21 protein-coding genes are annotated in these 24,891 nt (G+C 73.0%); 13 read left to right on the top strand and 8 right to left on the bottom strand.

Annotation, left to right across the window (positions count from 1 at the left end; genetic code table 11):
- Positions 1-10 precede the first annotated feature (10 nt).
- Positions 11-1,465 (top strand): PAS domain-containing protein, encoded by a 1,455-nt coding sequence (locus tag ABTX62_RS23805; RefSeq protein ID WP_352118086.1) that lies wholly within the window; start codon positions 11-13, stop codon positions 1,463-1,465.
- A 694-nt stretch (positions 1,466-2,159) separates the two neighbouring features.
- Here ABTX62_RS23805 and ABTX62_RS23810 read toward each other — a convergent pair.
- Positions 2,160-2,915, bottom strand: a complete 756-nt coding sequence (locus ABTX62_RS23810; RefSeq protein ID WP_352118087.1) for an SIS domain-containing protein — start codon at positions 2,913-2,915, stop codon at positions 2,160-2,162.
- A gap of 270 nt (positions 2,916-3,185) precedes the next feature.
- On the opposite strand from ABTX62_RS23810, the gene ABTX62_RS23815 reads away from it, so the two are divergent.
- Together ABTX62_RS23815 and ABTX62_RS23820 are read left to right on the top strand one after the other, a co-directional pair.
- Entirely contained in the window at positions 3,186-3,878 is a 693-nt protein-coding gene (locus ABTX62_RS23815; protein WP_283971932.1) for an iron-dependent transcriptional repressor DtxR, read from the top strand.
- Between the two features lie 601 nt (positions 3,879-4,479).
- Positions 4,480-5,379 (top strand): alpha/beta fold hydrolase, encoded by a 900-nt coding sequence (locus ABTX62_RS23820; protein WP_352118088.1) that lies wholly within the window; start codon positions 4,480-4,482, stop codon positions 5,377-5,379.
- 21 nt (positions 5,380-5,400) lie between these two features.
- Here ABTX62_RS23820 and ABTX62_RS23825 read toward each other — a convergent pair whose 3' ends face one another.
- The 3 genes from ABTX62_RS23825 to ABTX62_RS23835 all read right to left on the bottom strand — a co-directional run bounded on the left by ABTX62_RS23825 (position 5,401) and on the right by ABTX62_RS23835 (position 8,580).
- A complete protein-coding gene (locus tag ABTX62_RS23825; protein WP_352118089.1) occupies positions 5,401-6,993 on the bottom strand; it encodes a transporter in 1,593 nt (530 codons plus the stop codon).
- The gene (locus tag ABTX62_RS23830; RefSeq protein ID WP_352118090.1) at positions 6,990-7,781 is read right to left on the bottom strand and encodes an ABC transporter ATP-binding protein; all 792 of its coding nucleotides are present in this window, start codon (positions 7,779-7,781) and stop codon (positions 6,990-6,992) included. Before ABTX62_RS23830 ends, ABTX62_RS23825 begins: the two co-directional genes overlap by 4 nt.
- A gap of 136 nt (positions 7,782-7,917) precedes the next feature.
- On the bottom strand, positions 7,918-8,580 hold the full coding sequence (locus ABTX62_RS23835) for a bifunctional DNA primase/polymerase (RefSeq protein WP_283972018.1): 663 nt from the start codon (positions 8,578-8,580) through the stop codon (positions 7,918-7,920).
- 327 nt (positions 8,581-8,907) lie between these two features.
- Between ABTX62_RS23835 and ABTX62_RS23840 the strand changes: the two genes are divergently transcribed.
- Both ABTX62_RS23840 and ABTX62_RS23845 read left to right on the top strand, forming a co-directional pair.
- Complete coding sequence (locus ABTX62_RS23840) at positions 8,908-10,293, top strand: NsdA family TPR-like regulatory protein (RefSeq protein WP_352118091.1); 1,386 nt, start codon at positions 8,908-8,910, stop codon at positions 10,291-10,293.
- Between the two features lie 200 nt (positions 10,294-10,493).
- Positions 10,494-12,290 (top strand): hypothetical protein, encoded by a 1,797-nt coding sequence (locus tag ABTX62_RS23845; RefSeq protein WP_352118092.1) that lies wholly within the window; start codon positions 10,494-10,496, stop codon positions 12,288-12,290.
- A 100-nt stretch (positions 12,291-12,390) separates the two neighbouring features.
- On the opposite strand, the gene ABTX62_RS23850 is transcribed toward ABTX62_RS23845, so the two are convergent.
- A complete protein-coding gene (locus ABTX62_RS23850; RefSeq protein WP_352118093.1) occupies positions 12,391-13,698 on the bottom strand; it encodes an ABC transporter substrate-binding protein in 1,308 nt (435 codons plus the stop codon).
- A 117-nt stretch (positions 13,699-13,815) separates the two neighbouring features.
- On the opposite strand from ABTX62_RS23850, the gene ABTX62_RS23855 reads away from it, so the two are divergent.
- Both ABTX62_RS23855 and purU read left to right on the top strand, forming a co-directional pair.
- A complete protein-coding gene (locus ABTX62_RS23855) occupies positions 13,816-14,316 on the top strand; it encodes an SCO4402 family protein (RefSeq protein ID WP_352118094.1) in 501 nt (166 codons plus the stop codon).
- Positions 14,317-14,440: 124 nt separating this feature from the next.
- Positions 14,441-15,322, top strand: a complete 882-nt coding sequence (gene purU / locus ABTX62_RS23860; protein ID WP_352118095.1) for a formyltetrahydrofolate deformylase — start codon at positions 14,441-14,443, stop codon at positions 15,320-15,322.
- 262 nt (positions 15,323-15,584) lie between these two features.
- Here purU and ABTX62_RS23865 read toward each other — a convergent pair whose 3' ends face one another.
- Both ABTX62_RS23865 and ABTX62_RS23870 read right to left on the bottom strand, forming a co-directional pair.
- Complete coding sequence (locus ABTX62_RS23865; protein ID WP_352118096.1) at positions 15,585-17,015, bottom strand: maleylpyruvate isomerase N-terminal domain-containing protein; 1,431 nt, start codon at positions 17,013-17,015, stop codon at positions 15,585-15,587.
- Entirely contained in the window at positions 17,012-17,593 is a 582-nt protein-coding gene (locus ABTX62_RS23870) for a sigma-70 family RNA polymerase sigma factor (RefSeq protein WP_352118097.1), read from the bottom strand. The genes ABTX62_RS23865 and ABTX62_RS23870 overlap by 4 nt, the downstream gene beginning before the upstream one ends.
- A gap of 363 nt (positions 17,594-17,956) precedes the next feature.
- Here ABTX62_RS23870 and ABTX62_RS23875 point away from each other — a divergent pair, with 363 nt between their 5' ends.
- Both ABTX62_RS23875 and ABTX62_RS23880 read left to right on the top strand, forming a co-directional pair.
- On the top strand, positions 17,957-18,337 hold the full coding sequence (locus ABTX62_RS23875; RefSeq protein ID WP_352118098.1) for an STAS domain-containing protein: 381 nt from the start codon (positions 17,957-17,959) through the stop codon (positions 18,335-18,337).
- 165 nt (positions 18,338-18,502) lie between these two features.
- Entirely contained in the window at positions 18,503-19,015 is a 513-nt protein-coding gene (locus ABTX62_RS23880) for an EF-hand domain-containing protein (protein ID WP_352118099.1), read from the top strand.
- A 30-nt stretch (positions 19,016-19,045) separates the two neighbouring features.
- On the opposite strand, the gene ABTX62_RS23885 is transcribed toward ABTX62_RS23880, so the two are convergent.
- Complete coding sequence (locus ABTX62_RS23885) at positions 19,046-20,548, bottom strand: class I adenylate-forming enzyme family protein (protein ID WP_352118100.1); 1,503 nt, start codon at positions 20,546-20,548, stop codon at positions 19,046-19,048.
- 90 nt (positions 20,549-20,638) lie between these two features.
- Between ABTX62_RS23885 and ABTX62_RS23890 the strand changes: the two genes are divergently transcribed.
- From ABTX62_RS23890 to ABTX62_RS23905, 4 genes are all read left to right on the top strand, one after another.
- Positions 20,639-21,835, top strand: coding sequence for an amidohydrolase family protein (locus tag ABTX62_RS23890; protein ID WP_283971946.1), 1,197 nt, complete (start codon positions 20,639-20,641; stop codon positions 21,833-21,835).
- Complete coding sequence (locus ABTX62_RS23895; RefSeq protein WP_352118101.1) at positions 21,835-22,968, top strand: acyl-CoA dehydrogenase; 1,134 nt, start codon at positions 21,835-21,837, stop codon at positions 22,966-22,968. Before ABTX62_RS23890 ends, ABTX62_RS23895 begins: the two co-directional genes overlap by 1 nt.
- Before the next feature lie 6 nt (positions 22,969-22,974).
- Entirely contained in the window at positions 22,975-23,877 is a 903-nt protein-coding gene (locus ABTX62_RS23900; RefSeq protein ID WP_352118102.1) for an acyl-CoA dehydrogenase family protein, read from the top strand.
- Positions 23,878-24,320: 443 nt separating this feature from the next.
- Positions 24,321-24,800, top strand: a complete 480-nt coding sequence (locus ABTX62_RS23905; RefSeq protein ID WP_352118105.1) for an ATP-binding protein — start codon at positions 24,321-24,323, stop codon at positions 24,798-24,800.
- Positions 24,801-24,891: the final 91 nt, after the last annotated feature.

Below are 24,891 nucleotides of genomic sequence, written 5' to 3' on the forward strand. Positions count from 1 at the left end.
CAGTTGAATGATGGCAAGGAGCGAACCGACGTGCCGGACGTACGGACGCAGCCTGCAGGGGGTCCAGGTGAGTGCTTCCCGGCGTAGTGGGACCACCGACGAGCTGGGGCCGGAGGAGCCCGAGCGGGACGGTTCGGATGGTCAGGATCTGCTTGCCGCTTTGCTGGACGGGATGGACGCGGCGCTGTGCGCGTTCGACGCCGACGGGGTCGTGACGCACTGGAACCGTGAGGCCGAGCGGATCCTCGGCTGGAGCGCCGACGAGGCCGTGGGGCGGCGCGGGCTGGCCGGGTGGGCCGTGCGCAGCGCGGACGCCGAGGAGGTCGAGGGCCGGCTGCTGTCGGTGATGCACGCGCCGGGGCGGCAGGTGCACGAGTTCGCCCTGCTGACGAAGGACGGCGGGCGGGTGCTCGTGCGGACGCAGTCGGCGGCGGTGCGCGGGCCCGACGGAAAGCCGGCGGGGGTGTACTGCGCGTTCAGCGAGGTGCACGCGCAGATCGATCTGGAGCGGTCGATCGCGCTGAGCGAGGCGCTGTTCGAGGACGCCAGCTGGGGCGTCGTGCTGGTGGACGTGGACCTGCGGCCGGCGGTGGTGAACGCGCACGCGGCCCGTGCGCTGGGCACCGGTCGTACGTCGGTGCTCGGGCGGCCGCTCGGGGAGTTGCTGTCGCAGGGTGTGGAGGAGCTGGAGAGCGCGCTGCAGCATGTGCTTGCGGAGGGTGCGCCGCCCGCACCGGCCGAGGTGTGGGTGAGCGTGCGCGCGTCGGAGGGCGAGCAGCGGCGGTGCTGGCGCAGCGGCTTCCTGCGGCTGGCCTCGCCCCTCGCCGAGGAACCGGTCCCGCTGGGTGTGGGCTGGCTGTTCCAGGACGTGACGGAGGCCAAGCACGCCGAGCAGGAGGCGTCCCTGCTGCGGTTCCGCATGCAGCAGCTGCACCGGGCGTCGCGGGCCGCCGCCGAGTGCGAGGATCCGGCGGAGGCGGCGACGGTCCACCTGGACTTCGCCTTGGCCGGTTTCGCCGACCACGCGCTGATCGACCGGGTGGCCGGGGGCGCGCTCACCGATGCGGAGACCGAGGGGCCGGTGCGGCTGGTCCGGGTCGCCGCGACACCCTCGGGGGCGCCGGGCCCGAGCAAGCTGGCCGACCGCGCGGGACTGCCCGTCCGGTACGCCGAGGGGCACCCGGCCCTGCAGTGCGTGGAGCGCATGGGAGCCCTGCGGGCGAGCGCGGGCACCGCTACGCCCGAGGCGGCCCGCACCTGGGCCCTGGCCCGTCAGTGGCCCCCGGACGCGGTGCACGCCCTGTGCGCGGTGCTGCGCAGCCGGGGCCGGACGCTGGGCGTCGTGACGTTCCTGCGGGGCGCGGGCCGCAGCGCCTTCGAGCGCTCCGACGCGATGTACGCGGAGGACGTGGCGGTGCGCATCGCGACGGCGCTGGACCTGGCGGGGACACCGGGCGGGGACTGAGAGGCGCCCACGGCGGCTTCCTATGCCGGGGCGGGGGCGCCAGGCGGGCACTGAGAGGCGTTCGCCGTGGCCCCGTTGCCGGGCGGGGGTGTCGGGTGGGGTGTGGGGGCGGTCGCCCGCTGTGGCTTGCTTCGCCGGGTGGGGTGTGGTGCCTGGAGCGTGGGGTGTGCGCCTCGGCTGCCGCGGTCTTTTGTGCCGGGTGGGGGCGTCGGGTGGGGTGTGGGGGCGGCCGCCCGCTGTGGCTTGCTTCGCCGGGTGGGGTGTGGTGCCTGGAGCGTGGGGTGTGCGCCTCGGCTGCCGCGGTCTTTTGTGCCGGGTGGGGGTGTCGGGTGGGGTGTGGGGGCCGCCACCCGCTGCGGCCCACTCCCGCCGGGTGGGGCTGTGGTGCCCTGAGCGAGAAGGCGCCCGCCCCCGGCCGCAGTGGCCTCGTGTGCCGGTGGGGATGTCGGGTGGTGGGTGCAGGCTTCTCGCCGTGACCCGCTCCGCCGGGCGGGGGTGTGGTGCCTGGAGCGAGAGGCGCCCGCCCCGGCCGCCATAGCCTCGTGTGCCGGGCGGGGACTGGCCGGCGCCCGCCGCGGCCTGGTGTGCCGGGTGGGGCGTGCGGGCCGTGCCCGGGTGGGGCGTGCGGGCCGCGCCCGCCGTGGTCCGCTTCGCCGGGTGTGGTGCCTGAGCGAGAGGCGCCCGCCCGGAGGGCTCAGTGCCGGTAGAAGATCCGGTCGCGGTACCGCTCCATCACCCGGGTGTTCCAGTCGTGGCCGCCGTCGACGTTGCCCGAGCGCAGCAGGGGCGGTTCGATGCCGCGGTCGGCGAGCGTGGTGGCCGCCGTCGCCATGACGGCCTGAAGGAGCGCCGAGGTGACCACCGTGGAGGCGGGGGCGAAGGGGGCCGGGATGTCCTCGTGGGTGAGTTCGGCGTCGCCCACCGCGATCTTGGAGTCGAGGACGAGGTCGCAGTGGTCCTTGAGGTACGTCCCGGAAGCGTGCCGGGACTTCGTCTCCGATGCGTAGGCCACCGATGTCACGCCGATGACCCTGACGCCCAGGGCGCGCGCGTTCATGGCCATCTCGACGGGCAGCGCGTTGCGCCCCGACAGGGAGATGATCAGCAGGGCGTCGCCCTCGCGGAGCGGGGAGCTGTCGAGGACGGCGCTCGCGAGGCCGTCGACGCGTTCCAGGGCGGAGCCGAGCGGCGCGGGCATGACGTCGACGCCGACGACTCCCGGCACGGCGAGCAGGTTCATCAGCGCGAGGCCCCCGGCGCGGTAGACGAGGTCCTGCGCGGCGAGGGAGGAGTGCCCCGCGCCGAAGGCGAAGAGCCGGCCCCCGCTCGCGACGGTGTCGGCGAGGAGCGTCCCGGCCGCGGCGATGCCGTCGGCCTCCTCGTCGCGGATCCGCCGCAGCAGGCCGATCGCGGCGTCGAGGAACTGTCCGGCCGGCGCGCGGTCGCTCATTCGGGATCCCTTCGGGCTGGCCTCGGCGCTTGTGTCGCGCATCACGGTGCGGTCTGGACCAGTGCGGTGTCAACACGGCCGCGGGCTCCGCGCGCCGAGTGCCGTGCGTGCGCCGAAAGGGAAGTCCGTACCCTTGCGCACGGTCGCGTAATCCCCGGCTTTCCCTCCGGCGGCACGGTTGTCGGTGGTATCCGGCAGAATTGGTTGCAGGGCCAGCGCACACGCCGGTGAGCCGTCCAGCCTCCGGCAGATCTCATTCGAGGGGCACGTATGTCCGGACTGATCGACACCACGGAGATGTATCTCCGCACCATCCTCGAGCTGGAGGAAGAGGGTGTGGTCCCCATGCGCGCCCGTATCGCCGAGCGGCTGGACCAGAGCGGTCCCACCGTCAGCCAGACCGTGGCGCGGATGGAGCGCGACGGACTGGTGTCCGTCGCCAGCGACCGGCACCTGGAGCTGACCGACGAGGGCCGCCGGCTGGCCACACGGGTGATGCGCAAGCACCGCCTGGCCGAGTGTCTGCTCGTCGACGTGATCGGTCTGGAGTGGGAGCAGGTCCACGCCGAGGCGTGCCGCTGGGAGCACGTGATGAGCGAGGCCGTGGAGCGCCGCGTCCTGGAGCTGCTGCGGCACCCGACGGAGTCGCCGTACGGCAACCCGATCCCGGGGCTGGAGGAGCTCGGCGAGAAGGACGGCGCCGACCCGTTCCTGGACGAGGGCATGGTGTCGCTGGCCAGCCTCGACCCGGGCGCCGAGGGCAAGACGGTCGTGGTGCGCCGGATCGGCGAGCCGATCCAGACGGACGCACAGCTCATGTACACGCTGCGGCGGGCGGGCGTGCAGCCCGGCTCGGTGGTGAGTGTGACCGAGTCGCCGGGCGGTGTGCTGGTCGGCAGCGGCGGCGAGGCGGCCGAGCTGGAGTCGGACGTCGCCTCCCACGTGTTCGTCGCCAAGCCCTGACCCGCCGCGCCGCCGGGGCGGGCGACCTGCCGGGCGTCGTCAACTGCCGTCGCGCGCGGGGTTCTTGTGGCGTTGGCGTGATCCGGCCCGCATCGGGGGTCCCGTCCGCCGAATGGCAGCGCTCGTGCGTTTCCCGTGCGACGCTGTCGCGTGAGGCATATGACCTGAGAGGCTCTGGGCCGTGGCTCGACAGCGATGTCACCCGGCCGGGGAGGGGGGCTGGAGGATGTGCCGTGGAGCGATGGAGAGCCCCGGCGCCGTGTGGCGCCGGGGCCTGTCCTCCCCTGTGCTGACCCGGAGCCCCGAGCTCTCAGGGTCATTCCCAGCGGACCGGTTTCCCCGAGCGGTCCGCCCCCCGCTGAAGATCTCCCCTCGACGGCGGCGATCAATCCCCGGGGGTGGTCACTCGAACGAGGGGTGTTGTCCGCGGAAACCCCATTCTCGAATGTGCATTCGATAGTCTGCGGGCGGCGCACGGCGCACGTGGGGACAGGTACGGCGACAAGCAGGGCAGAAGGAACAGCAGGCGGGAACACGGTTCACAGGACCGGCCGGCTCCCCGGGAGCCTCGGTCCGCGCGAAGCTTGGGGGGTGCCAGGACATGGCGCGACGCATCGACGTGACCGGGACGGGCGGCGTACGCCTGGCGGCCTGGGAATTCGGCGACCCGCCCAAAACCGACCCGGCGCAGGGGGCGCAGGGGGCGCACGACGGGCACACCGCGCCGGAGGGCTCGCCCGGAGTGCTGTTACTGCACGGTCTCATGGGCCGCGCCTCGCACTGGGCGTCCACCGCCCGCTGGCTCTCCGCGCGGTACCGCGCGATCGCCCTCGATCAGCGCGGCCACGGCCGCAGTGACAAACCGCCGCAGGGCTCCTTCACCCGAGACGCCTACGTGGACGACGTGGAGACCGCTCTCGAGCAGCTCGGCCTCGCCCCGGTCGTCCTCATCGGCCACGCCATGGGCGCCCTGACCGCCTGGCAGCTCGCCGCCAAACGCCCCGACCTGGTCCGCGGGCTGATCATCTGCGACATGCGGGCCTCCGCGCTCGGCGGTGCCTCCCAGCGCGAGTGGGGCCAGTGGTTCGAGACCTGGCCGCTTCCCTTCGCCACGCTCGCCGACGTCCGCAAGTGGTTCGGCGAGGACGACCCCTGGGTGGAGCGGCCCAACCCGGCCCGTGGCGAGTTCTACGCCGAGGTGATGGCCGAGTCCCCGGACGGCTGGCGGCCGGTCTTCGAGCCGGAGCAGATGCTCCGCTCCCGCGAGACGTGGGTGTACGACGCGCACTGGGAGGAGCTGGCCCAGGTCCGCTGCCCCACCCTGGTCGTACGCGGCCTGGACGGCGAACTGGGCCGCGCCGAGGCCCAGGAGATGGTCCGCGTGCTGCCCCGCGGCCAGTACGCGGAGGTCGCCGACGCCGGTCACCTGGTGCACTACGACCAGCCGGAGGCCTGGCGCGCCGCCATCGAGCCGTTCCTCGACTCGCTGGGCGGTCACTGACACCGGCCTCCGCGGGACGCGTCACCCCTTGCTGACCGCCGCCAGGATCTCCGGCAGCCGCCGGGCCGTCCGCGGAGCCGCCAGTTTCAGCCCCGCCGCCGCGAGCGCCGCCCCGTACGCCGTGCCGGCCGGCAGCAGCAGCGACCTCCAGTCGTCGCCGTCGGCGCTCACGTTCAGCCAGATCGTGAGCGCGATGACCGGCGCGCACAGCAGGGCGGCCGCCATCATGCCGCCGAAGATGGAGATCCAGGCGAGCCCGGTCTGCCCGGGAGCGACGTTCTTGTACCCCTCCTGCGGGATGGAGTACGGGAAGCGGGCGGAGGTCCACGCCCCGGTCGCGAGCATCGCGCCGAGCAGCGCGAAGGACAGACCCAGCGCCTCGGGCAGCCGCCGCCAGTCGCCGAGCATGGCCGTGGTCAGGACCGTCACGAGCGTGGCGTACGGCAGGGTGATCAGCAGCAGGGCGTACGCCCGGGCGCGCAGCTCGACGTAGGCGTCACGCGTCGAGGAGATCGTCATGGCGACCATCCAGAACGCCGAGGTGTCCTGCCCGAACTGGTTGTACATCAGGATGCCGAGCATCCCGGCGGCGAAGCACGCGAAGTACACCGACCCGGTGCCCTGCCAGGCGTTGAACACCGGCACGATCAGCCCGATGGCCAGCGACGTCACCCAGGCGGCCTTGGTCTTCGGATCGCGCCACACGTATCGCAGGCTGCGCTCCATGACCGTGCCCGCACGCCCTGCGGGGAGCAGCCTCCCCAGCCCGGTCGAGGAGCGCTCCCGGGCGGCCGACTCGGCGCTCGGCAGGGTGGATCCGTCGGGCGCGGTCATCAGCCGGGTCAGATGCCGCGACCAGAACGCGAGCAGCGCCACCAGCGCACCCGCGGTCAGTGCCAGTCGGGCCAGGGCGAGACCGTAGGACCCCTCGCTCACCGCGTGCACGGCCCCGATCGCCGACGCGGGCGGCACCCACCCGAGCACCTCGGCCGCCGGGTCGAGTTCGCCCAGCCCCGACGTCCCGAGCCGCTGCGCGCCGAAGTTGACGATCTGTGCCCCGATCGCGATGACGAGCCCGCTGAGCACCGCGAGGTCCCGCCCCTTGCGGCTGGTCAGCAGCCGTACGTTGGCGACGGCCACGGCCCGTGCGAAGGCCACGCACACCAGCAGCGCGAGGACGACGGCGACGGCACCGACGGCGAACGCCGCCCCGCCCCGCGCCACCGCGACCACGGAACCGACCAGCAGGCACAGCGTGAACACCGGCCCGATGCCCACCAGCGAGGCCGCGAGCAGCGCCCGCACCAGCGGCCGGGGCCGCAGCGGAAGCATCACCAGCCGGGTCGGGTCGAGGGTCTCGTCACCGCTGGGGAAGAACAGCGGCATCACCGCCCAGCCGAGCCCCAGCACCGCCACCGCCAGCACGGCCACCGACTCGGCGTGCGCGTGGCCGCGCAGCGCGATCAGGCCGATCAGCTGGAGCGCGGCGAACAGCAACGCGCAGACCGCGGAGGTGATGTAGGCGGCCTTGCGCCCGCCGGACTGCCGCAGCCCGTTGCGCAGCAGCGACAGCTTCAGCCGGACGAGGACGGGAGTGATCGCGGGGGTGCTCACCGCGACCCACCGCCCAGCCAGTCCAGGTCGGACCCGGCGTCCCGGCTCTGCGCGCCGACGAGTTCCAGGAACGCCCGCTGCAGCGAGGGCGCGTCCCCGCGCACCTCGGCGAGGGTGCCGGTGGCGCGGATCCGCCCGGCGGCCATCACCGCGACCCAGTCGCACAGCGACTCGACGAGCTCCATGACGTGGGAAGAGAACACGACCGTGGCGCCGGAGGCCGTGTACCGCTCCAGGACGCCCCGGATGGTCTGGGCGGAGACGGGGTCGACGCCCTCGAACGGCTCGTCGAGGAACAGCACTTCGGGGTTGTGGAGAAGAGCGGCGGCGAGCCCGATCTTCTTGCGCATGCCGGTCGAGTAGTCGACGACCAGCTTGTGCTGGGCGCCGGCGAGATCGAGGACGTCGAGGAGCTGGGTGGCCCGCTTGTCGACCTCGGCGCCGGGCAGCCCGCGCAACCGCCCGCTGTACGCCAGCAGTTCGCGCCCCGAGAGCCGCTCGAACAGCCGTAGCCCCTCCGGCAGCACCCCGATCCGCGCCTTCACCTCGACGGGGTCCCGCCACACGTCGTGCCCGACCACCTCGACCGTCCCGTGGTCGGGCCTGAGCAGCCCCGTCACCATCGACAAGGTGGTGGTCTTCCCGGCCCCGTTCGGCCCGACGAGCCCGATGAACTTGCCCGCGGGCAGCTCCAGATCGATCCCGGCCACAGCGACCTGCTGCCCGAACCGCTTCCACAGCCCCCGCACCCGCACAGCGCTTGATCCCACCGCGTCTCCCTCCGTCACCCTGCACCCTACGGTTTCGGTGATGCCCAAGGGGCGCGGGACTGTGCCAATTCGCGGCTCCGCCGGGTGGGCGCGATCGACCACGGACGACCGTCAGCCGCCGCACGACAGCGACCAGGCAGACGAAGAGGCGCGCCTATCGATCCCGCCCGCACGCATAGGCCAACGGAGAGATCAACTCCTCCGCGTCCGGCAGCCACCGATTCGCAGGCGTCGGCCGGCAGGCCCACTGCACGGCCCCCCGCGACCCGAACCGTGTGGGCGGCGCGGCCACATAGGCCCCCTCACCCAGCACGGTCAGATCCAGCGACGACACCGACCACCCCAGCTTCCGCACCAGGTCGGGCACCTTCGCCGCCGCCCCCGGCAGCACGAAGAACTCCATCCGCCGATCCGGCGTGAGGGTCACCGGCCCGAGCGTCAGCTCCATCCGCTCCATCCGCGCCAGCGCGAGGAACCCCGCCGTCTCCGCCACGGAGATCGCGTCGAAGGTCCGCCCCGTCGGCAGCAGGATCGACGCGGTCGGCTGCTTCTGCCACATCCGCCGCGCGACCGTCGCACTGCCCGTCGCCTGCGTCGCCCAGTCCGGACGCGCCGGGTGCGACCCGGGCGCCGGGCACGCCGCGTCACCGCAGGAGCAGCGCTGACTCCCGTCGACGGCTTCCAGCCAGGTGCCGGGGAACACGTCCCAGTGGCGCTCCTCGGCGTAGCGAACAGCGGTCTCCAGCAGCGATTCCCCGCGCTGCTTCGGGATCTGAGCGGCTTCGGTGCCGGCGATCGTCTCTTCCACGATGAACACAACTCTGGTCGTCACCAGGGGTTACGCCCACCCGCGTGCGCGGGGAGGAGCATCGCCCCGGTGTCCGGGGCGCATGGGTGCATGTGCGGGGGCGCGCAGGAGGAACCGTCGTCGGGGCGGGGTAACCACGAGTGGGGCCGGCATCAGCCGTTACCCCGGCATTCCTCACATGCCTCGCATTTTCGCCTGGTCGGCGGGGCATTGATCTTCACGGCCGGATCTTTTCGCTGGGAGGTGAGGGGCTCGGCCGCGGAAGACACGTCAACTCGGTGCACGGGCAGGCTCGGCGCCCCGTAGACGCACCGCCAGACAGCAGGGGGTACGCCCATGGCCGCAAGGCCGCTCGTCGCCAGGCAGCCGAACGAACGGCTCCAGGCGCTCATCCAGGAAGCCGGATGCTCCAACGCCGGCCTGGCCCGCCGGGTCAACATGTGCGGTGCCGAGCACGGACTCGACCTGCGCTACGACAAGACGTCGGTGGCGCGCTGGCTGCGCGGGCAGCAACCACGGGGCCGGGCCCCGGCGATCATCGCCGAGGCCCTGGGCCGCAAACTCGGCCGTACGGTCACGATCGACGAGATCGGCATGGCCAACGGCAAGAACCTCGCCTCGGGCGTGGGCCTGCAGTTCTCGCCGACGGTGCTGGGGGCCATCGAGCAGGTCTGCGAGCTGTGGCGCAGTGACGTGGGGCGGCGGGACTTCCTGTCCGGCTCCTCCGTCGCCGCGTCCGCGCTGGTCGAGCCCAGCCGCGACTGGCTGATCTCCGCGCCCGACGCCCAGGTGTCGCGCTCGGCGGGGCCACGGGTGGGGCAGTCCGACGTCCAGGCGGTGCGGGCCATGACGCAGGCGCTGGTGGATCTCGACCACCAGTACGGCAGCGGGCATGTGCGGCCGGTCGTCGTGCACTACCTCAACAGCGTCGTCTCGGGGCTGCTGGCGGGCTCGTACCGGGAGGCGGTCGGGCGGGACCTGTTCGCCGCGGTGGCCCGGCTGACGGAGCTCGCCGGGTACATGGCCGTCGACACGGGGCAACCGGGCCTGGCCCAGCGCTACTACATCCAGGCGCTACGGCTCGCGCAGGCGGCCGGGGACCGTGGCTACGGCGGTTACGTCCTCGCCGCCTCCATGAGCCATCTCGCCGCGCAGCTCGGAAACCCGCGGGAGATCGCGCAGTTGGCGCGGGCGGCGCAGGAGGGGGCGCGGGGGCGCGTGTCACCGCGTGCGGAGTCGATGTTCCACGCGGCGGAGGCGCGCGGGCACGCCCTCATGGGCGACGTGCGCGCCGCCCAGTCCTCGGCCGGGCGCGCGGTGAGCGCCCTGGAGGCGGCCGACCCGGCCGCCGGGGACGACCCGGTGTGGATCGCGCACTTCGACGAGGCCTATCTCGCCGACGAGTTGGCGCACTGCCACCGGGACCTCGGGCAGGCCGAGGCGGCTGCCCGGTGCGCGCAGGAGTCGCTGGCCGGGCATCCCGAGTCGCGGGCGCGCCGCAGGGCCATCGGATATGTGCTGTTGGCCACGGCGCAGGTGCAGCAGCGCGAGATCGAAGAGGCGTGCGGCACCGGCATGAAGGCCGTGGAACTGCTGGAGGGGCTGCGGTCCGACCGGGGCACCGAGTACCTGGAGGACTTCCAGCAGCGGCTGGAGCCGTACCGGGACGAGGCGGTGGTCAGGGAGTTCGGGGCACGGCTCGACCTGCAGGCCGCCGCGTGAACACAGGGCCTGCGGATGTGTGAACGTGCGGGAAACGGCCGCCCGGGCGCGTGAGGTGACGTGAACGGGGGGCCGTGGTCCGGCGGTGTTACCGCGCTCACAGGGCAGGAGGCCGGGCCCTGTGCTGCGTGGCACGGGGCTCTGGGGACCCGGTAGCGTGACCCGACGATTCACAAGGTCCCCCATTAGTAGGAGTCCCGGTGACGCAGAGTGGACAGGGCGAGGAGCCCTCGGCGCGCCCCGCGCGCGAAGGCATCGTGCTGCCCTCCGACGGTGGCGAGCCCCTGCTGCCGGGCATGACGGGCGGACCGGACGACGCCCCCGGCCGCAGACCCGCCCCGCCGTCGACGGGCGGGCCGCAGGCCTCGGCCCCCGCGGAGGGCCAGACCTGGGGCGGACCGTGGGGCCCGGACCAGCAGCAGAGCGCGCCCTCGCCGGACCAGACCTGGCAGTCCCAGCCCCAGCAGTGGGGCACGCCGGAACCGCCCGCCTGGGACGCCCAGGTCCCGGGCGCGCTCCCCCCGGAGGGCACCCATCCCCCGAACCCGTACGCCGGCACCCCGGCGCACCCCGACCCGTACGGCTCGGCCCAGCCGTCCGCGGGCCACACCGGCTACGACCCGTACGGCACCTCCGGCGGACGGGCCCCGCTGCCCCCGGAGGGCTCGGGCGGGCCCGGGTACGGCTCCGCGCACGGAGCCGGCGGGGGGCAGCAGCCGCAGGGAGCTTCCGGGTACGGGTATCCGCAGGGGACCGGTCTGCCGCAGGGCGCCGACCCGTACGGGGGCGGCCTGCCGCCGGCCTCCGACGGGTACGGGCAGCCTGCCGGCGGAGCGCCGCAGCCGCAGGCGGGAACCGGGTACGGGAGCGGCGGGGGCGCACCCCTGCCCTCACCCCCGGACGAGGGCGCGACCCAGTACATACCGCCCGTCGCGGGGGACGCCGCCGCGGCCACGCAGTATCTGCCGCCGGTCCCGCCGGCCGCCGACGAGGGGGCGACCCAGTACATACCCCCCGTGACGCCCGGAGCGCTGCCGCCCGAGACGCCGTCCGGCCAGGACCCCGAAACGACGCGGTTCCTGGGGACCGGCCCCCGGGCCGGGACGGGAGCCGGGCCGCTGCCCACCGCCTCGCATCCGGACGCCGAGGCCACGCAGTACATCGCGCCGGTGCCGGGCGGGGACAAGCAGCCGCCCGCCGAGTTCGACAACCTCTTCCGCAGCGAGCGGGGCGTCGAGAGCCCGGCCGGGGCCACCCAGCACATGCCCCGCATCGAGCAGCCCCGGCCGCAGCCCCAGCCCTCGTACGGCGCTCCCGGGCCGTCCCACGCCCCGCCCGCCGGAGGCCGCTCACGCGGTGGCCGCAGCGGTTCGCGCGTCCCCGTGATCGCGGCCGTCGGCATCGGCATCGCCGTCCTCGGCGTCGGCGCGGGCGCGCTGCTCGCCGGTGGCTCGGGCGGTGGGGACGACGACGGCGGTGACAAGAAGACGGTGGCGGCCTCCGCTCCCGCGACGGACGGCTCCGCCTCGCCGTCGGCCGACCCGGCCCGGGCCCAGGCCGTCGAGCTGGACAAGCTGCTCGCCGACAGCGGCGACAGCCGCACCACCGTGATCAACGCGGTCGCCGACGTGCGGGGCTGCGACAACCTCTCGCGGGCCGCGAAAGACCTGCGCGAGGCGGCCAAGCAGCGCAGCGGTCTGGTCACCCGGCTCTCCGCCGTCGAGGTCGACCGGCTGCCCGACCACGCCGCGCTGACCACCGCCCTCACCAAGGCCTGGCAGGCCTCCGCGTCGGCCGACAACCACTACGCGGCCTGGGCCGACCAGACCGCGGGCAGGAAGGGCTGCAAGAAGGGCCAGGCCCGCACCACCGACCAGACCCTGGCCGGGAACCGGGCCAGCGGCGTCGCCAGCGCCCAGAAGGCCAAGGCGGCCGGGCTGTGGAACGGGATCGCGAGGAAGTACGGCCTGACCGAGCGTCAGCCGACCCAGCTGTGACGGAGACGGTCCGGTGGGGCGCCCCGGAGCTCACGGGCGTGCCGGGGCCGCACGCCCGGCCCCCCGCGGCGTCCACGCGTGAGGTGCCGGGCGGGGACGCTCAGTAGTCCACGTCGGCGTCCTGGAGCGTCTTCGTGGTGTCGACGAAGCCCTTGCGCGCCGACACCAGCCTCCCCTCCCGCACCACCTGTACGGTCACGTTCGCGTTGACCAGGCGCGGGAAGCCCACGGCGGCGAGCTTGTCCTGGAACTGCCACCGGAGCGTCGGCGTCAGCCCGCCCGTGCTCACCTTCAGGCCGTCGTCCAGGGCCTGCGTGACCGTGTCGGCGGTCACCTCGCCGTCGCCGATCGACTCGGCGACCTGCCGGAACACCGTGTAGGCGATCCACGTGGTCTGCACTCCGGCGTCCGCGGGGTCGATGCGGTTGTCGCCGAAGGCCTCCTGCCGGATCACCCGCTTCATCTCGTCCCAGCGCGGATCGCTCGCCACCGGGTACCAGCCGGTGATGTAGGAGCCCTCGTAGGGCCCCGAGGCTCCGCCGGTCGCGTCGATCACGGTCTGGTCGACGCTGCCGAGCACGGTGGCCGTCCGCACGTCCGGGTAGTCCCCGCGGGCCCGCCGGAAGGAGTCCATGAAGGTGCCGCTGCGGTCCCCGAGCGCGGGCACCACGCATCCCTGGCCGGTTCCCCCGGTGGTCGTGCGCAGGGCCCGCTCGGCCTGGTCGTCGTACGCGGTGGCGTCCTCGGCCGCCCGCTGGTCGTTCGAGGCCCGGTGCCCGCCCGCCTTCAGACCGGAGTCGAGCAGCGGGGGCAGCTGGTCGCCCGCGAGGGTGTCGGGACGGATCAGCGCGACGGGACCGCAGTCGGAGAGCGCGCTGCCGAGGCCGGCGAGCAGCGCGGGCTGGCCGCCGTTGACGGGGTAGGACAGGGGGCTGGTGAACTCGTCATTGGTGATGCCGTAGCCGCCGATGTAGGGGATGCCCGCGCCCTCGAGCGAGGGGAAGAAGGAGCCCGCGTACTGACTGTAGGATCCGACGACCGCGACCACGTTCTCCTTGGCGGCCCGCCGGGCGCACTTCGCGGCGGCCACGCTGTCGTTGTGGTCGTTGCAGGTCAGCACGTTGAGCTTGCGGCCGTTGATCCCGCCGCCCGCGTTGATCCAGCGGGCGTAGGCACGGGCCAAGGCGGGCATGCCGGGTTTGTTGGTGGCCTCGGTGTTCTGCGGGGCCCAGGTCATGACGGTGATGGTGTCGCCCCCGGCATCCTCCGTGGTGCCGGGGACGACCCCGCATCCGGCGAGCAGCGACGCGCACGCGACCGCCGTGAGCGCGGAGAGGATGCCGTGTCCGGCGTGACGGGTGAGGAGGCCGGGGAGGAATGTGCTGCGGGTGCGTCGCCTGCCGGTCATGGTTCTGCACGATTCCGCCACACGGCTAACCCATGAGTGATCTCCGGTCAACAATGGGTGACACGCCGGTGAATTGCGGGGGCCGGTGTGACCGATGTGGAGGGGAACGTACGATCGATGACCGTGCAAGCTTCGGAGAACTCTTCCCGACGTGGCCGTCGCTCATCCACCATGGGCGGCATGCCTGTCAACGACATGCCGTGGTGGCGCTGGCGCAGCAACGTGCGCTCGGCGCTGCACATGCTCTCCGATCCCGTCTTCCAGCGGGACGTCTGGCTGGCCGGCGTGGACGGCTACGGCGACGTGACCGACGCGGTGTACCGGCTGGTCGAGGACACCTGGCTGGACCACTGGTCCGCCGAGAAGTACGTCGGCACGATCTTCCGCGACTCCGAGGAGGCGGTCCTCGTCGACAGCGCGGTGCTGCGCGTGCTGCGGATCATGCACCAGGTCGGGCCGGACGCGCCGGTTGCCGCGTACCTCGAACACGAGGCGTGGCCGGAGGCGGTCCGGGCGGCCCGGGACGCGCACGTGCGGCTCGCGGCGAGCGACGGCGAGGAGCCGGACGCGCCGCCGTCCAGCCTGGAGGTGCTGCGGATCGTGACCAGGTCCGCCTAGGCCCTGCCGTTTCGGATCGTCTCGGCGTCGCGGGCCCCGGCACGCATGTCTGCGGCGTTGTCGCGGTGGTCCGTCCTGCGGGACGATTGCCGGTGGTGTCGTCCCTTGTGGGAACCTGTCCCGCATGAACGAGCAGTCCACCAGCGCCGCGGTCCCGGCCGACCAGTACGTCCTCACCCTGTCCTGCCCTGACCGGAAGGGCATCGTGCACGCCGTGTCGAGCTATCTGTTCATGACCGGGTGCAACATCGAGGACAGCCAGCAGTTCGGCGACCACGACACGGGACTGTTCTTCATGCGGGTCCACTTCTCGGCGGATGCGCCGGTGACCGTGGAGAAGCTGCGGGCCAGCTTCGCCGCGATCGGCGACTCGTTCCAGATGGACTGGCAGATCAACCGGGCCGACCAGAAGATGCGCATCCTGCTGATGGTCAGCAAGTTCGGGCACTGCCTGAACGACCTGCTGTTCCGGGCGCGGACCGGGGCGCTGCCGGTGGAGATCGCCGGAGTGGTGTCGAACCACACGGACTTCGCCGAGCTGGTGGGCTCGTACAACATTCCCTTCCACCACATTCCGGTGACGAAGGACACGAAGGCCGAGGCGGAGGGGCGGCTGCTCGACATCGTGCGGGAGGAGAACGTGGAGCTGGTCGTGCTCGCCCGCTACATGCAGGTCCTCTCGGACGACCTGTGCAAGGCGCTGTCCGGGCGGATCATCAACATCCACCACTCCTTCCTGCCGAGCTTCAAGGGCGCGAAGCCGTATCACCAGGCGCACGCCCGGGGTGTGAAGCTGATCGGCGCGACGGCTCACTACGTGACGGCCGACCTCGACGAGGGGCCGATCATCGAGCAGGAGGTCGAGCGGGTCGGGCACGACGTGACGCCGGAAGGACTCGTCGCCATCGGGCGCGACGTGGAGTGCCAGGCGCTGGCCCGGGGTGTGAAGTGGCATGCCGAGCGGAGGATTCTGCTCAACGGGCGGCGGACGGTGATTTTCGCCTAAGGGGTCCTTTCACTATGCCCGTCCGGGTCGCGCGGCCTGGTGCCGCACCTCGCCGCGTTGCCGAAACGCCCTAGTAGCTCCGCTACGAGGGCTTCCCGGCGCCTTGCGATGCACGGCACCAGACCACGTGCCCTGATCGGACGCTCATAGTGAAAGGACCCCTAAGGCGCCCGGATCGGCCTGCCTGGGGGCGGATGCGGGCCGGATGTGGTGGTCCGCGCGGTTCCCCGCGCCCCTGGGGGCACGTTCCTGAGGCCGGGTGCTACATCCGGCTCAGTGACGCCGCCGCGAACAGGACGTCCCTGATCGCCTCCTTGTCTCCCACCTGGCCCGCCGCTGCCTCCTGCGGAGGTACGTGACCGGCCGCCAGGCGGCAGAACTCGACGCCGTCCAGGGCCACGTGAGCCACCTCGTGCTCGGCGGAGCCCCTCGCCGCGGGGGAGTCGAGGGGGATCAGCCACTCGCCGCCGCCCGAGCCCTCGATCTCCAGACGGAGGCTGCGGCCCGGCTCGCCCGCCGCGACCAGGTGACGGTGGCGGGCGGGGGAGGCCAGTCCGGCCCGGCGGCGGTGGGCCAGGGCCGTCGGCAGCATCCGGGCCGCCAGGTCGATCATGCGGTGCAGATGGCGCGGCGAGGGCGGGTCGTAGGGGTAGTCGACCGCGTCGGCGATGTCCTCCGCGTGCACCCAGCACTCGAAGGCGCGGTCGAGCATCGCGTCGTGCAGGGGCAGCTCGAAGTCGCCGTACGACACCGCCGTCTTCCCGGCGCCGCCGCCCGTGAGGGACACCGTGCGGACGAGGTTGTGGCTCTGCTCCCGCCAGGGCGCGCGCAGGAACCGGGTGGGCGGGAAGCGCGAGGCGCGCCAGAACGCCTCGGTGCGGGCCGCCGGTGTCGGGTGCCGGGACGGGACGTCGCCCAGCGGGTCGTCCAGGCCGAGCGCGACCGCCACCAGGCCGTCGACGCTGAGCAGATGCGCGATGACCCCGGCGACGGTGGTGCGGCGGCTCGTCGACTCGTCGGAGCGGAACCAGCGCAGCCGCACCGGCGCGTGCCACTCGGCGTCGCCGAAGTCCTGGAGCAGCGCGTCCAGGCGCGCGGTCTCGGCGTCGTACGCGGCGGCCCAGTCCGGTACCGGGACGCGCGGCGGGCGCCGCTCCAGGCAGGTCTGAAGGACACGGGTGCGCAGGCCCGGGTCCAGGTCGAGGCTCTCGGGGCGTTGCAGCAGCCCGACCGCCTCGCGCAGCCGCCGGGCCTCGTCGGCGCAGAAGCCGCAGTCGCCGAGGTGCTCCTCGACGGCCGTGGCCTCCTCGGCCGAGCACGCGGCCAGCGCCCAGGCACCGAGCAGGGACTTCAGCACGGCGTGCTCGAAGACGGGCGGGGCGGGCGGCGGTGCCGGGTCGCCGAACGCCGCCGGCTCGGGCAGCGGCAGTCCGCCGTCCTCGACGGAGACCCGGGGCACGGGTATGCGCGGTGGGTGTCCGGGTCCCGGGCCGTCGCCGCGCCCGGACGTCTCCGGCCCTTCCGGTGCGCCTCGGCCGGTCGAGCCGGCCGATCGGGAGGGACCGCCGAGACTCCGCCCGCCTTCGCCGCTCTGATCCCGAGTGCCGCTCTCGTCCCGGCCGTTGCCCTGCTCCTCGCGGCCGTCCTCGCCCTCATCTCCGTCGTACGCCTCGTACCGCTCCGGTCCGTTCACACCGCACCCCCGTGTCCGGGCGGTGGGCCCGGTGCCCCGGCGTCGTGGGCGGTGGACAGCAGTTGCAGGCCCAGACGCAGGCGGCGGCGGGCCTCGTCCTCGGTGATGCCGAGGTCGGCGGCGGTCTGGCGGTAGTCGCGGCGCTGGAAGTAGGCCCGTTCCAGGGCCGAGCGCAGGGGGACCGGCATGGACTGGACGATGTAGTCGGCGCGGGCGGCGACCGAGGCACGGCGCACCCGGTGCTCCAGTTCCTCCGTGGTGCCGGAGCCTTCGCGGGCGAGGGCGGCGGTCTCCGTGGCGCGCAGCCGCTGCACCGCCAGCCGGTGGGTCAGTGCGGCGACCCAGGTGCGCAGCGGACCCTGCCTGGGGTCGTAGGAGTCGGGATGCTCCCAGACGTGGACGAAGACCTCGCGGGTGATGCCGTCGGCGGCGCGCTCGTCGCCGAGCACGCGGTGGGCGAGGCCGTGCACGAGGGAGGCGAACCGGTCGTAGAGCTCACCGAGGGCGGCAGCTTCCCCGCGGGCGAGCCGCTGCTGCATCGTGCGGTCCCAGCGAGGCGGTACGTCCTTTTTCGCCATGCGGCCCCCTCACCCCCTGCTCGTGTTCCCGCGCGCGTGTCCGGTCCAGCCTGGGCCAGACGTCTCCTCGAATGTAGTCGGCACGTCCGGTAGCGCACGCCCCTTTGTGACAATGTGCGCCCCCTGACCGGCCGTAGGTGGTAGAGGACCACCGGCGCTCGCACCGGGAGCCTTTGGGCTCGCGCCTACCCACGAACCTCCCGATCAGACCTGACTGAAGAGGATCGAACAGGATCGAAGTCGACTAAAACAAGCCTCTTGCGCCGGGGAACCGTTTCTCGGGTCGCGTTTCAGGGAACGGCCGCTGGGCAGCCGCGCTGCAAGGAAGCGTAGGGACTGCTTCCGTTCTGGCGATCGAGGGGCGTGGTGGTGACCTTCAATGTGACCGGTGGCGAGCAGGGCGGATGGGCTGTGCTCCACGTGTCGGGCGAGCTGGATCTGGTGACCTCACCGGTGCTGCGTCAGCGTGTGCACGACGTGGTGGCCGAGGGGAATCACTGCCTCGTGCTGGACCTGTCCGAGGTGTTCTTCTGCGATTCCAGCGGCGTCGGCGTGCTCATCGCGGCCCGCCGCCTGATCCGCTCCTGCCAGGGCCGGCTGCGCCTGGTGCTGCCCGCCCGGGGCGCGGCCGACGGATCGCACGTCAACCGTGTCCTCGGAGCGCTGGGCGTGCGCAGGCTGTTCGACGTGTACGGCGATGTGGACGCGGCCCTCGGCGACGAGGGCGAACCCCTGTCCGCGTGACGGGACGAGGACGCGCGGGGGACCGAGTGCCGCTGTTTCGCCCCACCGGTTTCCCGGTACCCCCCGTCTCGGCGGAAGTGACGTTTTCCCGCACCCGAACGGCTGCTCCGTCGTACGCTCCGACCGAGACCCACCCCATCCGACGTAAGGCGGCCCGAAAGAGACATGGTCAGCAGCGAGAACGAGCGCAAGATCGCCGCCCGGTTCGCCACCTTCGACCAGGACGGCAACGGCTACATCGACCGCGAGGACTTCTACGGCGCGGTCAAGGCGCTGCTCACGGAGTTCGGCGTGGCGGCCCGGTCCGACAAGGGGCAGGCCCTGTACGGCGGCGCCGAGGCCTTCTGGCAGGGCATGGCCGGGATGGCGGACCGTGACGGCGACCAGCGCATCACGCGCGAGGAGTTCGTCAACGGCGCGGTCAAGCGCCTGCGCGACAACCCCGACCGGTTCGCCGAGATCGCCCGCCCGTTCCTGCACGCGGCCCTGGACGTCGCCGACGCCGACGGTGACGGTGCCGCGACGGTCGAGCAGGCCGCACGCGTCCTGAAGTGTCTCGGCGTCCCCGAGGACGCCACCCGGCCGGCCGCCGCCGCGCTCGACGGGGACGGTGACGGCAAGGTCGGCGAGGCCGAGGTCGTCCCGGCCTTCGCCCGCTACTTCACCGTGCCCGAATAGCCCGACCCGGGGGCGCGTGCCCAGGCGGCCTCACCTGTCCGCATAGCGCTCGCGCAGCTTGTACTTCAGCACCTTCCGCAGCGTCTCGCCGCGCGGAAGGGCGTCCACCACCTCAAGCCGCTCGGGCAGCTTGCGCACCGACAGTCCCTCGGTGCGCAGGAACGCGGTCACGCCCGCGAGCGTCAGGGAAGCGGCTCCCGGCGGCTGTTCCACCACCGCGCACACCAGCTCCCCGCGTTCGGCGTCGGGCAGGCCGATCACCGCCGCGTCGCCGATCGCCGGATGCCGGAGCAGCAGGTCCTCGATCTCCCGGGCCGAGATGTTCTCGCCCTTTCGGATGATCACGTCCTTCAGGCGGCCGGTGAGCACCAGGTGCCCGGTCCGCGTGAGGTGCCCGAGATCGCCGGTGCGCAGGAACCCGTCCTCGTCGAAGGCCTCCGCCGTCTGCTCGGGGTCCAGATACCCGCGGCACACGGCCTCCCCGCGCAGCCGCACCTCCCCGTCCACGATCCGGATCTCCATGCCCTCCGGCGGCCGTCCCTCGGTCGCCGCCAGCAGTCCGGGGTCGTCGTCCGGTGCCCCCATGGTGATCATCGGCACCTCGGTCATGCCGTATCCGTGGGTGAGCTGCACGCCCATCTCCCGCACCACGGCGTGGTACAGCTCCGGTGGCTTGGGCGCCCCGCCGCCCGCCAGCAGCCGAAGGGTGGGCACCACGGGCGTCCCCGGCCGCTTGCGCTGCTCGGCCAGGAACATCGAGTAGAACGCCGTCGACCCGCCCGCCATCGTCACCCCGTGCGCGCGGTACGCCGCCAGCGCGTCCGGCAGCGCGAACTGCTCGAACAGCACCGCCGGGAAGCCGTACAGCAGCAGCATCACCGTGTAGTCGGGGCCGCCGATATGGGCGTACGGGAAGGCGATCGAACCCACGTCGTTCGCCGCGGGCCGCAGCGCGTGGGCCAGGCAGGAGCCGCCCGCGAGCAGCGAACGGTCCGTGTGCAGCACGCCCTTGGGGTCCGAGGTCGTGCCGGACGTCCAGTAGATCCAGCGGACGGCGGTGCCGTCGGAGGGCGGGGGAGGCAGGAGCGACGGATCGCCGTCGGGCAGGGTCTCGTAGGCCTCGAAGACGCCCTTCGCGCCCAGTCGGCGGGCCATCTCCCCGTGGTCGAAGCCGCGCCAGACGCCCGGCACCGCGAAGAACTCCGCCTCGGACGCGCGCAGCGCGAAGCCGACCTCCCGGTCGCGGTAGAAGGGGATCACCGGGGTCTGCACGGCGCCCAGACGGGCCAGGGCGAAGGACAGCACGGCCGTCTCGATGCGGGTGGGCAGCTGCCAGGCGACCACCGTCCCGGGGCGCACACCCATGCCGTACAGCCCGGCCGCGACCCGCTCGGCACGCGCCCGCAGGGCCTCGAAGGTGAGCGTGCGGTCGTCCTGGAGGAAGAGCGGCCGGCCCGGGGTGAGGGCGGCGCGGCGGGTGACCAGCTCCCACAGGGTGCCGGACGAACTCAGGGCGTGCGCGGTCTCGTTCACGGGTGTCCCCCTGCTCCTTGGCTGACGGACCGTCAGGTGGGATGCTAACTGACGCTGCATCAGATACGTACCGTCCGGCGGAGGGGACCCATGGCGACCGAACTGCCCCGCATCATCAGCGTCGACGACCACGTGATCGAGCCCGCCCACCTCTTCGACACCTGGCTGCCGGCCAGGTACCGCGAGCGCGGACCCAGGGCGCTGACCGCCGGGATCGGTGAACTCGCCTACATCGGCGGCACGTACCGCATCACCATGGACCCGGACGGCCCGCCCACCGACTGGTGGGTCTACGAGGACCTGAAGTTCCCGTACAAGCGCAACATCGCCGCCGTCGGCTTCGACCGGGACGAGATGACCCTGGAGGGCATCACCCGCGCGCAGATGCGGCCCGGCTGCTGGGACCCGAAGGAACGCCTGAAGGACATGGACCTCAACCACGTCGAGGCGAGCCTGTGCTTCCCCAGCTTCCCCCGGTTCTGCGGGCAGACCTTCGCCGAGGCGCACGACAAGGAGGTCGCCCTCGCCTGCGTGCGCGCCTACAACGACTGGATGGTCGAGGAGTGGTGCGGCGACAGCGGCGGGCGGCTCATCCCGCTGTGCCTGATCCCGCTGTGGGACGTCGGCCTGGCGGTCGCGGAGATCCGCCGCAACGCCGCGCGCGGGGTGCGTGCGGTGACCTTCTCCGAGATCCCCACCCACCTCGGGCTCCCGTCCATCCACTCCGGCTACTGGGACCCGTTCTTCGCCGTCTGCGAGGAGACCGGGACGGTCGTCAACATGCACATCGGATCGTCCTCGCAGATGCCGGCGGCCTCCCCGGACGCCCCGCCCGCCGTCCAGGCCTCGCTCAGCTTCAACAACGCGATGGCCTCGATGATGGACTTCCTCTTCAGCGGGGTGCTGGTGCGGTTCCCGCGCCTGAAACTCGCCTACTCCGAGGGCCAGATGGGCTGGATCCCGTACGCCCTGGAGCGCGCCGACGACGTGTGGGAGGAGCACCGGGCCTGGGGCGGCGTGCGCGACACCGTCCCCGAGCCGCCGTCGACGTACTACTACCGGCAGATGTTCTGCTGCTTCTTCCGCGACAAGCACGGGGTCGCCTCGATCGACGTCGTAGGCCGGGACAACGCCACCTTCGAGACCGACTACCCGCACGTCGACTCGACCTTCCCGCACACCAGGGAAGTCGCCCTCGACCATGTACGGGGCCTCGACGACGAGACGGTCTACAAGCTGATGCGGGGCAACGCCATCCGGATGCTGGACCTGGACCTCGATCGCTGATGGACCTGTCGTACACGCCCGAGGAGGAGGACTTCCGGGCCCGGCTGCGGGGCTGGCTCGCGAAGACGGTCCCGGGTCTCCCGCCCAGACCGTCGCCCGGCGACTGGCCGGGGCGGCGGGCCTACGACCTCGGCTGGCAGCGCACGCTCCACGACGCCGGATACGCCGACGTCCACTGGGGCGCCACACCGAGCGTCCGCCTGATCTTCCTGGAGGAGACCGAGAAGGCCGGCGCTCCCTATGTGGGCGCCAACTTCGTGGGTCTCCTGCACGCCGGACCGACCATCGCCGCGGAGGGCACGCCGGAGCAGCGGGAGCGGTGGCTGCCGCCGATCCTGCGCGGCGAGGAGGTCTGGTGCCAGGGCTTCAGCGAACCGGAGGCGGGCTCCGACCTCGCGGCCCTGCGCACCCGCGCGCGGCGCGACGGCGACGCCTACGTGGTGACCGGCTCCAAGATCTGGACCTCCCACGCGGAAGTCGCCGACTGGTGCGAGCTGTTGGTCCGCACCGACCCCGAGGCGCCCAGACACCGGGGCATCACCTGGCTCGCCCTGCCCATGGACGCGCCCGGCGTCACCGTACGGCCGCTGCGCACGCTCGCCGGGTCGGCCGAGTTCGCCGAGGTGTTCCTCGACGAGGTGCGGGTGCCGGTCGCGAACCGGGTCGGCGACGAGAACGACGGCTGGCGCGTGACCATGGTGACGCTCTCCTTCGAACGGGGTACGGCCTTCGCCGGCGAGGTCGTCGCCTGCCGCCGGGTGCTGGGCGAACTGGCCGTCGAGGCCCGTACGAACGGCCGCTGGGACGACCCGGCCCTCAGACGCCGACTGGGCAGGCTCAACGCCGAGTTCCGGGCGCTGTGGCGGCTCACGCAGTGGAACGTGAGTGCGGCGGAGGCGTCGGGCGGGGTACCGGGCGCCGGCGGCTCGGTCTTCAAACTCCGCTACTCGCACGCCCGCCAGGAGTTGTACGACGCCGCCGCCGAGGTGCTGGGCCCCGACTGCCTCGACCTGGACCGGCCGTGGACCCTCGACCGGCTGTCCGCCCTGTCGTACACCATCGCGGCCGGCACCTCGCAGGTGCAGCACAGCATCATCGCCGAGCGCGTCCTCGGCCTGCCGAAGGGCCGGTGAGGCGCCGTGCGGTTCCGTCTCACGGACGACCAGCACGCCCTGCGGAACGGGGTGCGCGGGGTGCTCGCACGGCGCTTCGGCGGGGAGGCGCTGCGGGCCGCGCTGGAGGGCGCCGGCGAGGGTGCCGCCACCGGGGCGCCGCCCCTCGACCGGGAGGTGTGGCGGACCCTCGGTGACCTCGGGTTCTTCGCGCTGCGGGTGCCGGAGGCCGACGGTGGGGTCGGACTCGGTCTGCCGGAGGCGGCGTTGGCGTTCGAGGAGGCGGGGCGGGCGCTGCTGCCCGGTCCGCTCGTCGCCACCCACCTCGCGGCCGGTGCCGTACCCGGTGCGGCCACCGGGGAGACGGTGGTGGCGGCCGTGGACGGAGAGCTGGTGGAGTGGCTGGCGCAGGCGGACGTCGTCCGCGGGGACACCACCGGAGCCGTGCCGCTGCGCTCCCTCGACCCGCTCACCCCCCTGCACCGCCTGCCCGCGCGGCGATCCGCCCCCGACCCCGTCGCGGTCCTGCTCACCGCCGCCGAGCAACTCGGCACGGCCGGCCGCGTCTGCGAACTGGCGGCGCAACACGCCCGGGCCCGCGAACAGTTCGGCCGGCCGATCGGGGCCTTCCAGGCGGTGGCGCACCTGTGCGCGGGGATCTTGGTCCGGACGGAGACGGCCCGCGCCGCCGTGTACGCGGCCGCCGTCACCGCCGACCCGGCCGACATCGCCGCGGCCCGGCTCCTCGCCGACGAGGCCGCCGTGCGCGGCGCCCGGGACTGTCTCCAGGTGCACGGCGGCATGGGCTTCACCTGGGAGTCCGAGGTCCATCTGCATCTGAAACGCGCATGGGTTCGAACCCAGCGTGCGGGCGGTGTCACGGAGAGTGAGGAGTTGCTCGCGGCCGCGCTGGCTCCCGGAGCGGCCTGACGGGTCGTCTGGCTGCGGCATCGACGTGCGCGCTCCCGGAGATGTCAAGGATCGTGGCATACCGGAATCACGGAGCGTTGATATCGGCTTGTGTCCTCGGCGTGACTCGTTGCGGCCCGGAGTCCGTTGCCCGCTCCGGTACCTTGTGTCAAATGCGAGTGGCTCCGAGCGCAGTGCGACCCAGTGGCGCGGCCTGTTCGACTGCCCGCGGCGAGCGTCGCACAGTATGCCGCACGGGTACTCCTTCGCGCTGGAATATGCCCGAAGCGCTTGTTGGCGTGACCGTACGTCAACCATGCTGTCCCACAAGGGATTCACGTTCTGTGATCCCTGTCCCGGCCGTTGTTCTGGCCATGCAGAAAATGGCTACGATCGTGGCCTTCGTGAGGCGCGAGCCTAAGTGTCCGCCGGTTCGGATGGTGTGAGCGGTGCAGGTGCTTCAAGTGCAGCTGGAGATCCGGCCCGACCCCGCAGAAGTGGGGCGAGCCCGGCGGTGGGCCCGCTCCCGCCTGGCCGGGTCCGGCATACAGGCCGACGAGCCCCTCGCCGAGACACTGATCCTGCTCGTCTCCGAGCTCGTCACCAACGCCGTGGTGCACACCGGCCGCCCCGCCGTCCTGCGCCTTTCCCTGCCGCCCGTGGTGACGGAGGAGGCCACGGTCCGCCTGGAGGTGGCGGACCGCAGCGGCCGGGCCCCCGTGCCCCGGTGCGCCGGTGACGAGGCGACGGGCGGCCGGGGCCTGGCTCTCGTCGACGGCCTCGCCGACCGCTGGGGCTGGAGCGTCGAGACCACCGGCAAGCGCATCTGGTGCGAACTGGACCGGTGCGCGAAATCCCGTGACCTGTCGGCGTCGTGCGGAGGCGGCGCGGTGGCGTACGGCGGCGGGGCGTCGTTCGAAGGGCTGGCGTACGAGGCGGTCTAGTGCCGCAGCAGGCAACGTTCGCCCCGTCGCGACGCCCGGCACGCACTCTCGCCGCACCGGGCGCAAGCCCAGTACACCCAGTACGAGGGCT

Origin of the sequence: Streptomyces sp. NPDC096046, assembly GCF_040303285.1 — a bacterium.
Taxonomy (GTDB): Bacteria; Actinomycetota; Actinomycetes; order Streptomycetales; family Streptomycetaceae; genus Streptomyces.

What these genes read in the sequence shown, in the direction of transcription:
- ABTX62_RS23890 (WP_283971946.1), top strand. Translation starts at nt 20,639, where the DNA reads ATGGCGACCGAACTGCCCCGCATCATCAGCGTCGACGACCACGTGATC.
- ABTX62_RS23810 (WP_352118087.1), bottom strand. Translation starts at nt 2,915, where the DNA reads ATGAGCGACCGCGCGCCGGCCGGACAGTTCCTCGACGCCGCGATCGGC.
- ABTX62_RS23855 (WP_352118094.1), top strand. Translation starts at nt 13,816, where the DNA reads ATGACCGTGCAAGCTTCGGAGAACTCTTCCCGACGTGGCCGTCGCTCA.
- ABTX62_RS23870 (WP_352118097.1), bottom strand. Translation starts at nt 17,593, where the DNA reads ATGGCGAAAAAGGACGTACCGCCTCGCTGGGACCGCACGATGCAGCAG.
- ABTX62_RS23840 (WP_352118091.1), top strand. Translation starts at nt 8,908, where the DNA reads ATGGCCGCAAGGCCGCTCGTCGCCAGGCAGCCGAACGAACGGCTCCAG.
- ABTX62_RS23895 (WP_352118101.1), top strand. Translation starts at nt 21,835, where the DNA reads ATGGACCTGTCGTACACGCCCGAGGAGGAGGACTTCCGGGCCCGGCTG.
- ABTX62_RS23805 (WP_352118086.1), top strand. Translation starts at nt 11, where the DNA reads ATGGCAAGGAGCGAACCGACGTGCCGGACGTACGGACGCAGCCTGCAG.
- ABTX62_RS23880 (WP_352118099.1), top strand. Translation starts at nt 18,503, where the DNA reads ATGGTCAGCAGCGAGAACGAGCGCAAGATCGCCGCCCGGTTCGCCACC.
- ABTX62_RS23815 (WP_283971932.1), top strand. Translation starts at nt 3,186, where the DNA reads ATGTCCGGACTGATCGACACCACGGAGATGTATCTCCGCACCATCCTC.
- ABTX62_RS23850 (WP_352118093.1), bottom strand. Translation starts at nt 13,698, where the DNA reads ATGACCGGCAGGCGACGCACCCGCAGCACATTCCTCCCCGGCCTCCTC.
- purU (WP_352118095.1), top strand. Translation starts at nt 14,441, where the DNA reads ATGAACGAGCAGTCCACCAGCGCCGCGGTCCCGGCCGACCAGTACGTC.
- ABTX62_RS23820 (WP_352118088.1), top strand. Translation starts at nt 4,480, where the DNA reads ATGGCGCGACGCATCGACGTGACCGGGACGGGCGGCGTACGCCTGGCG.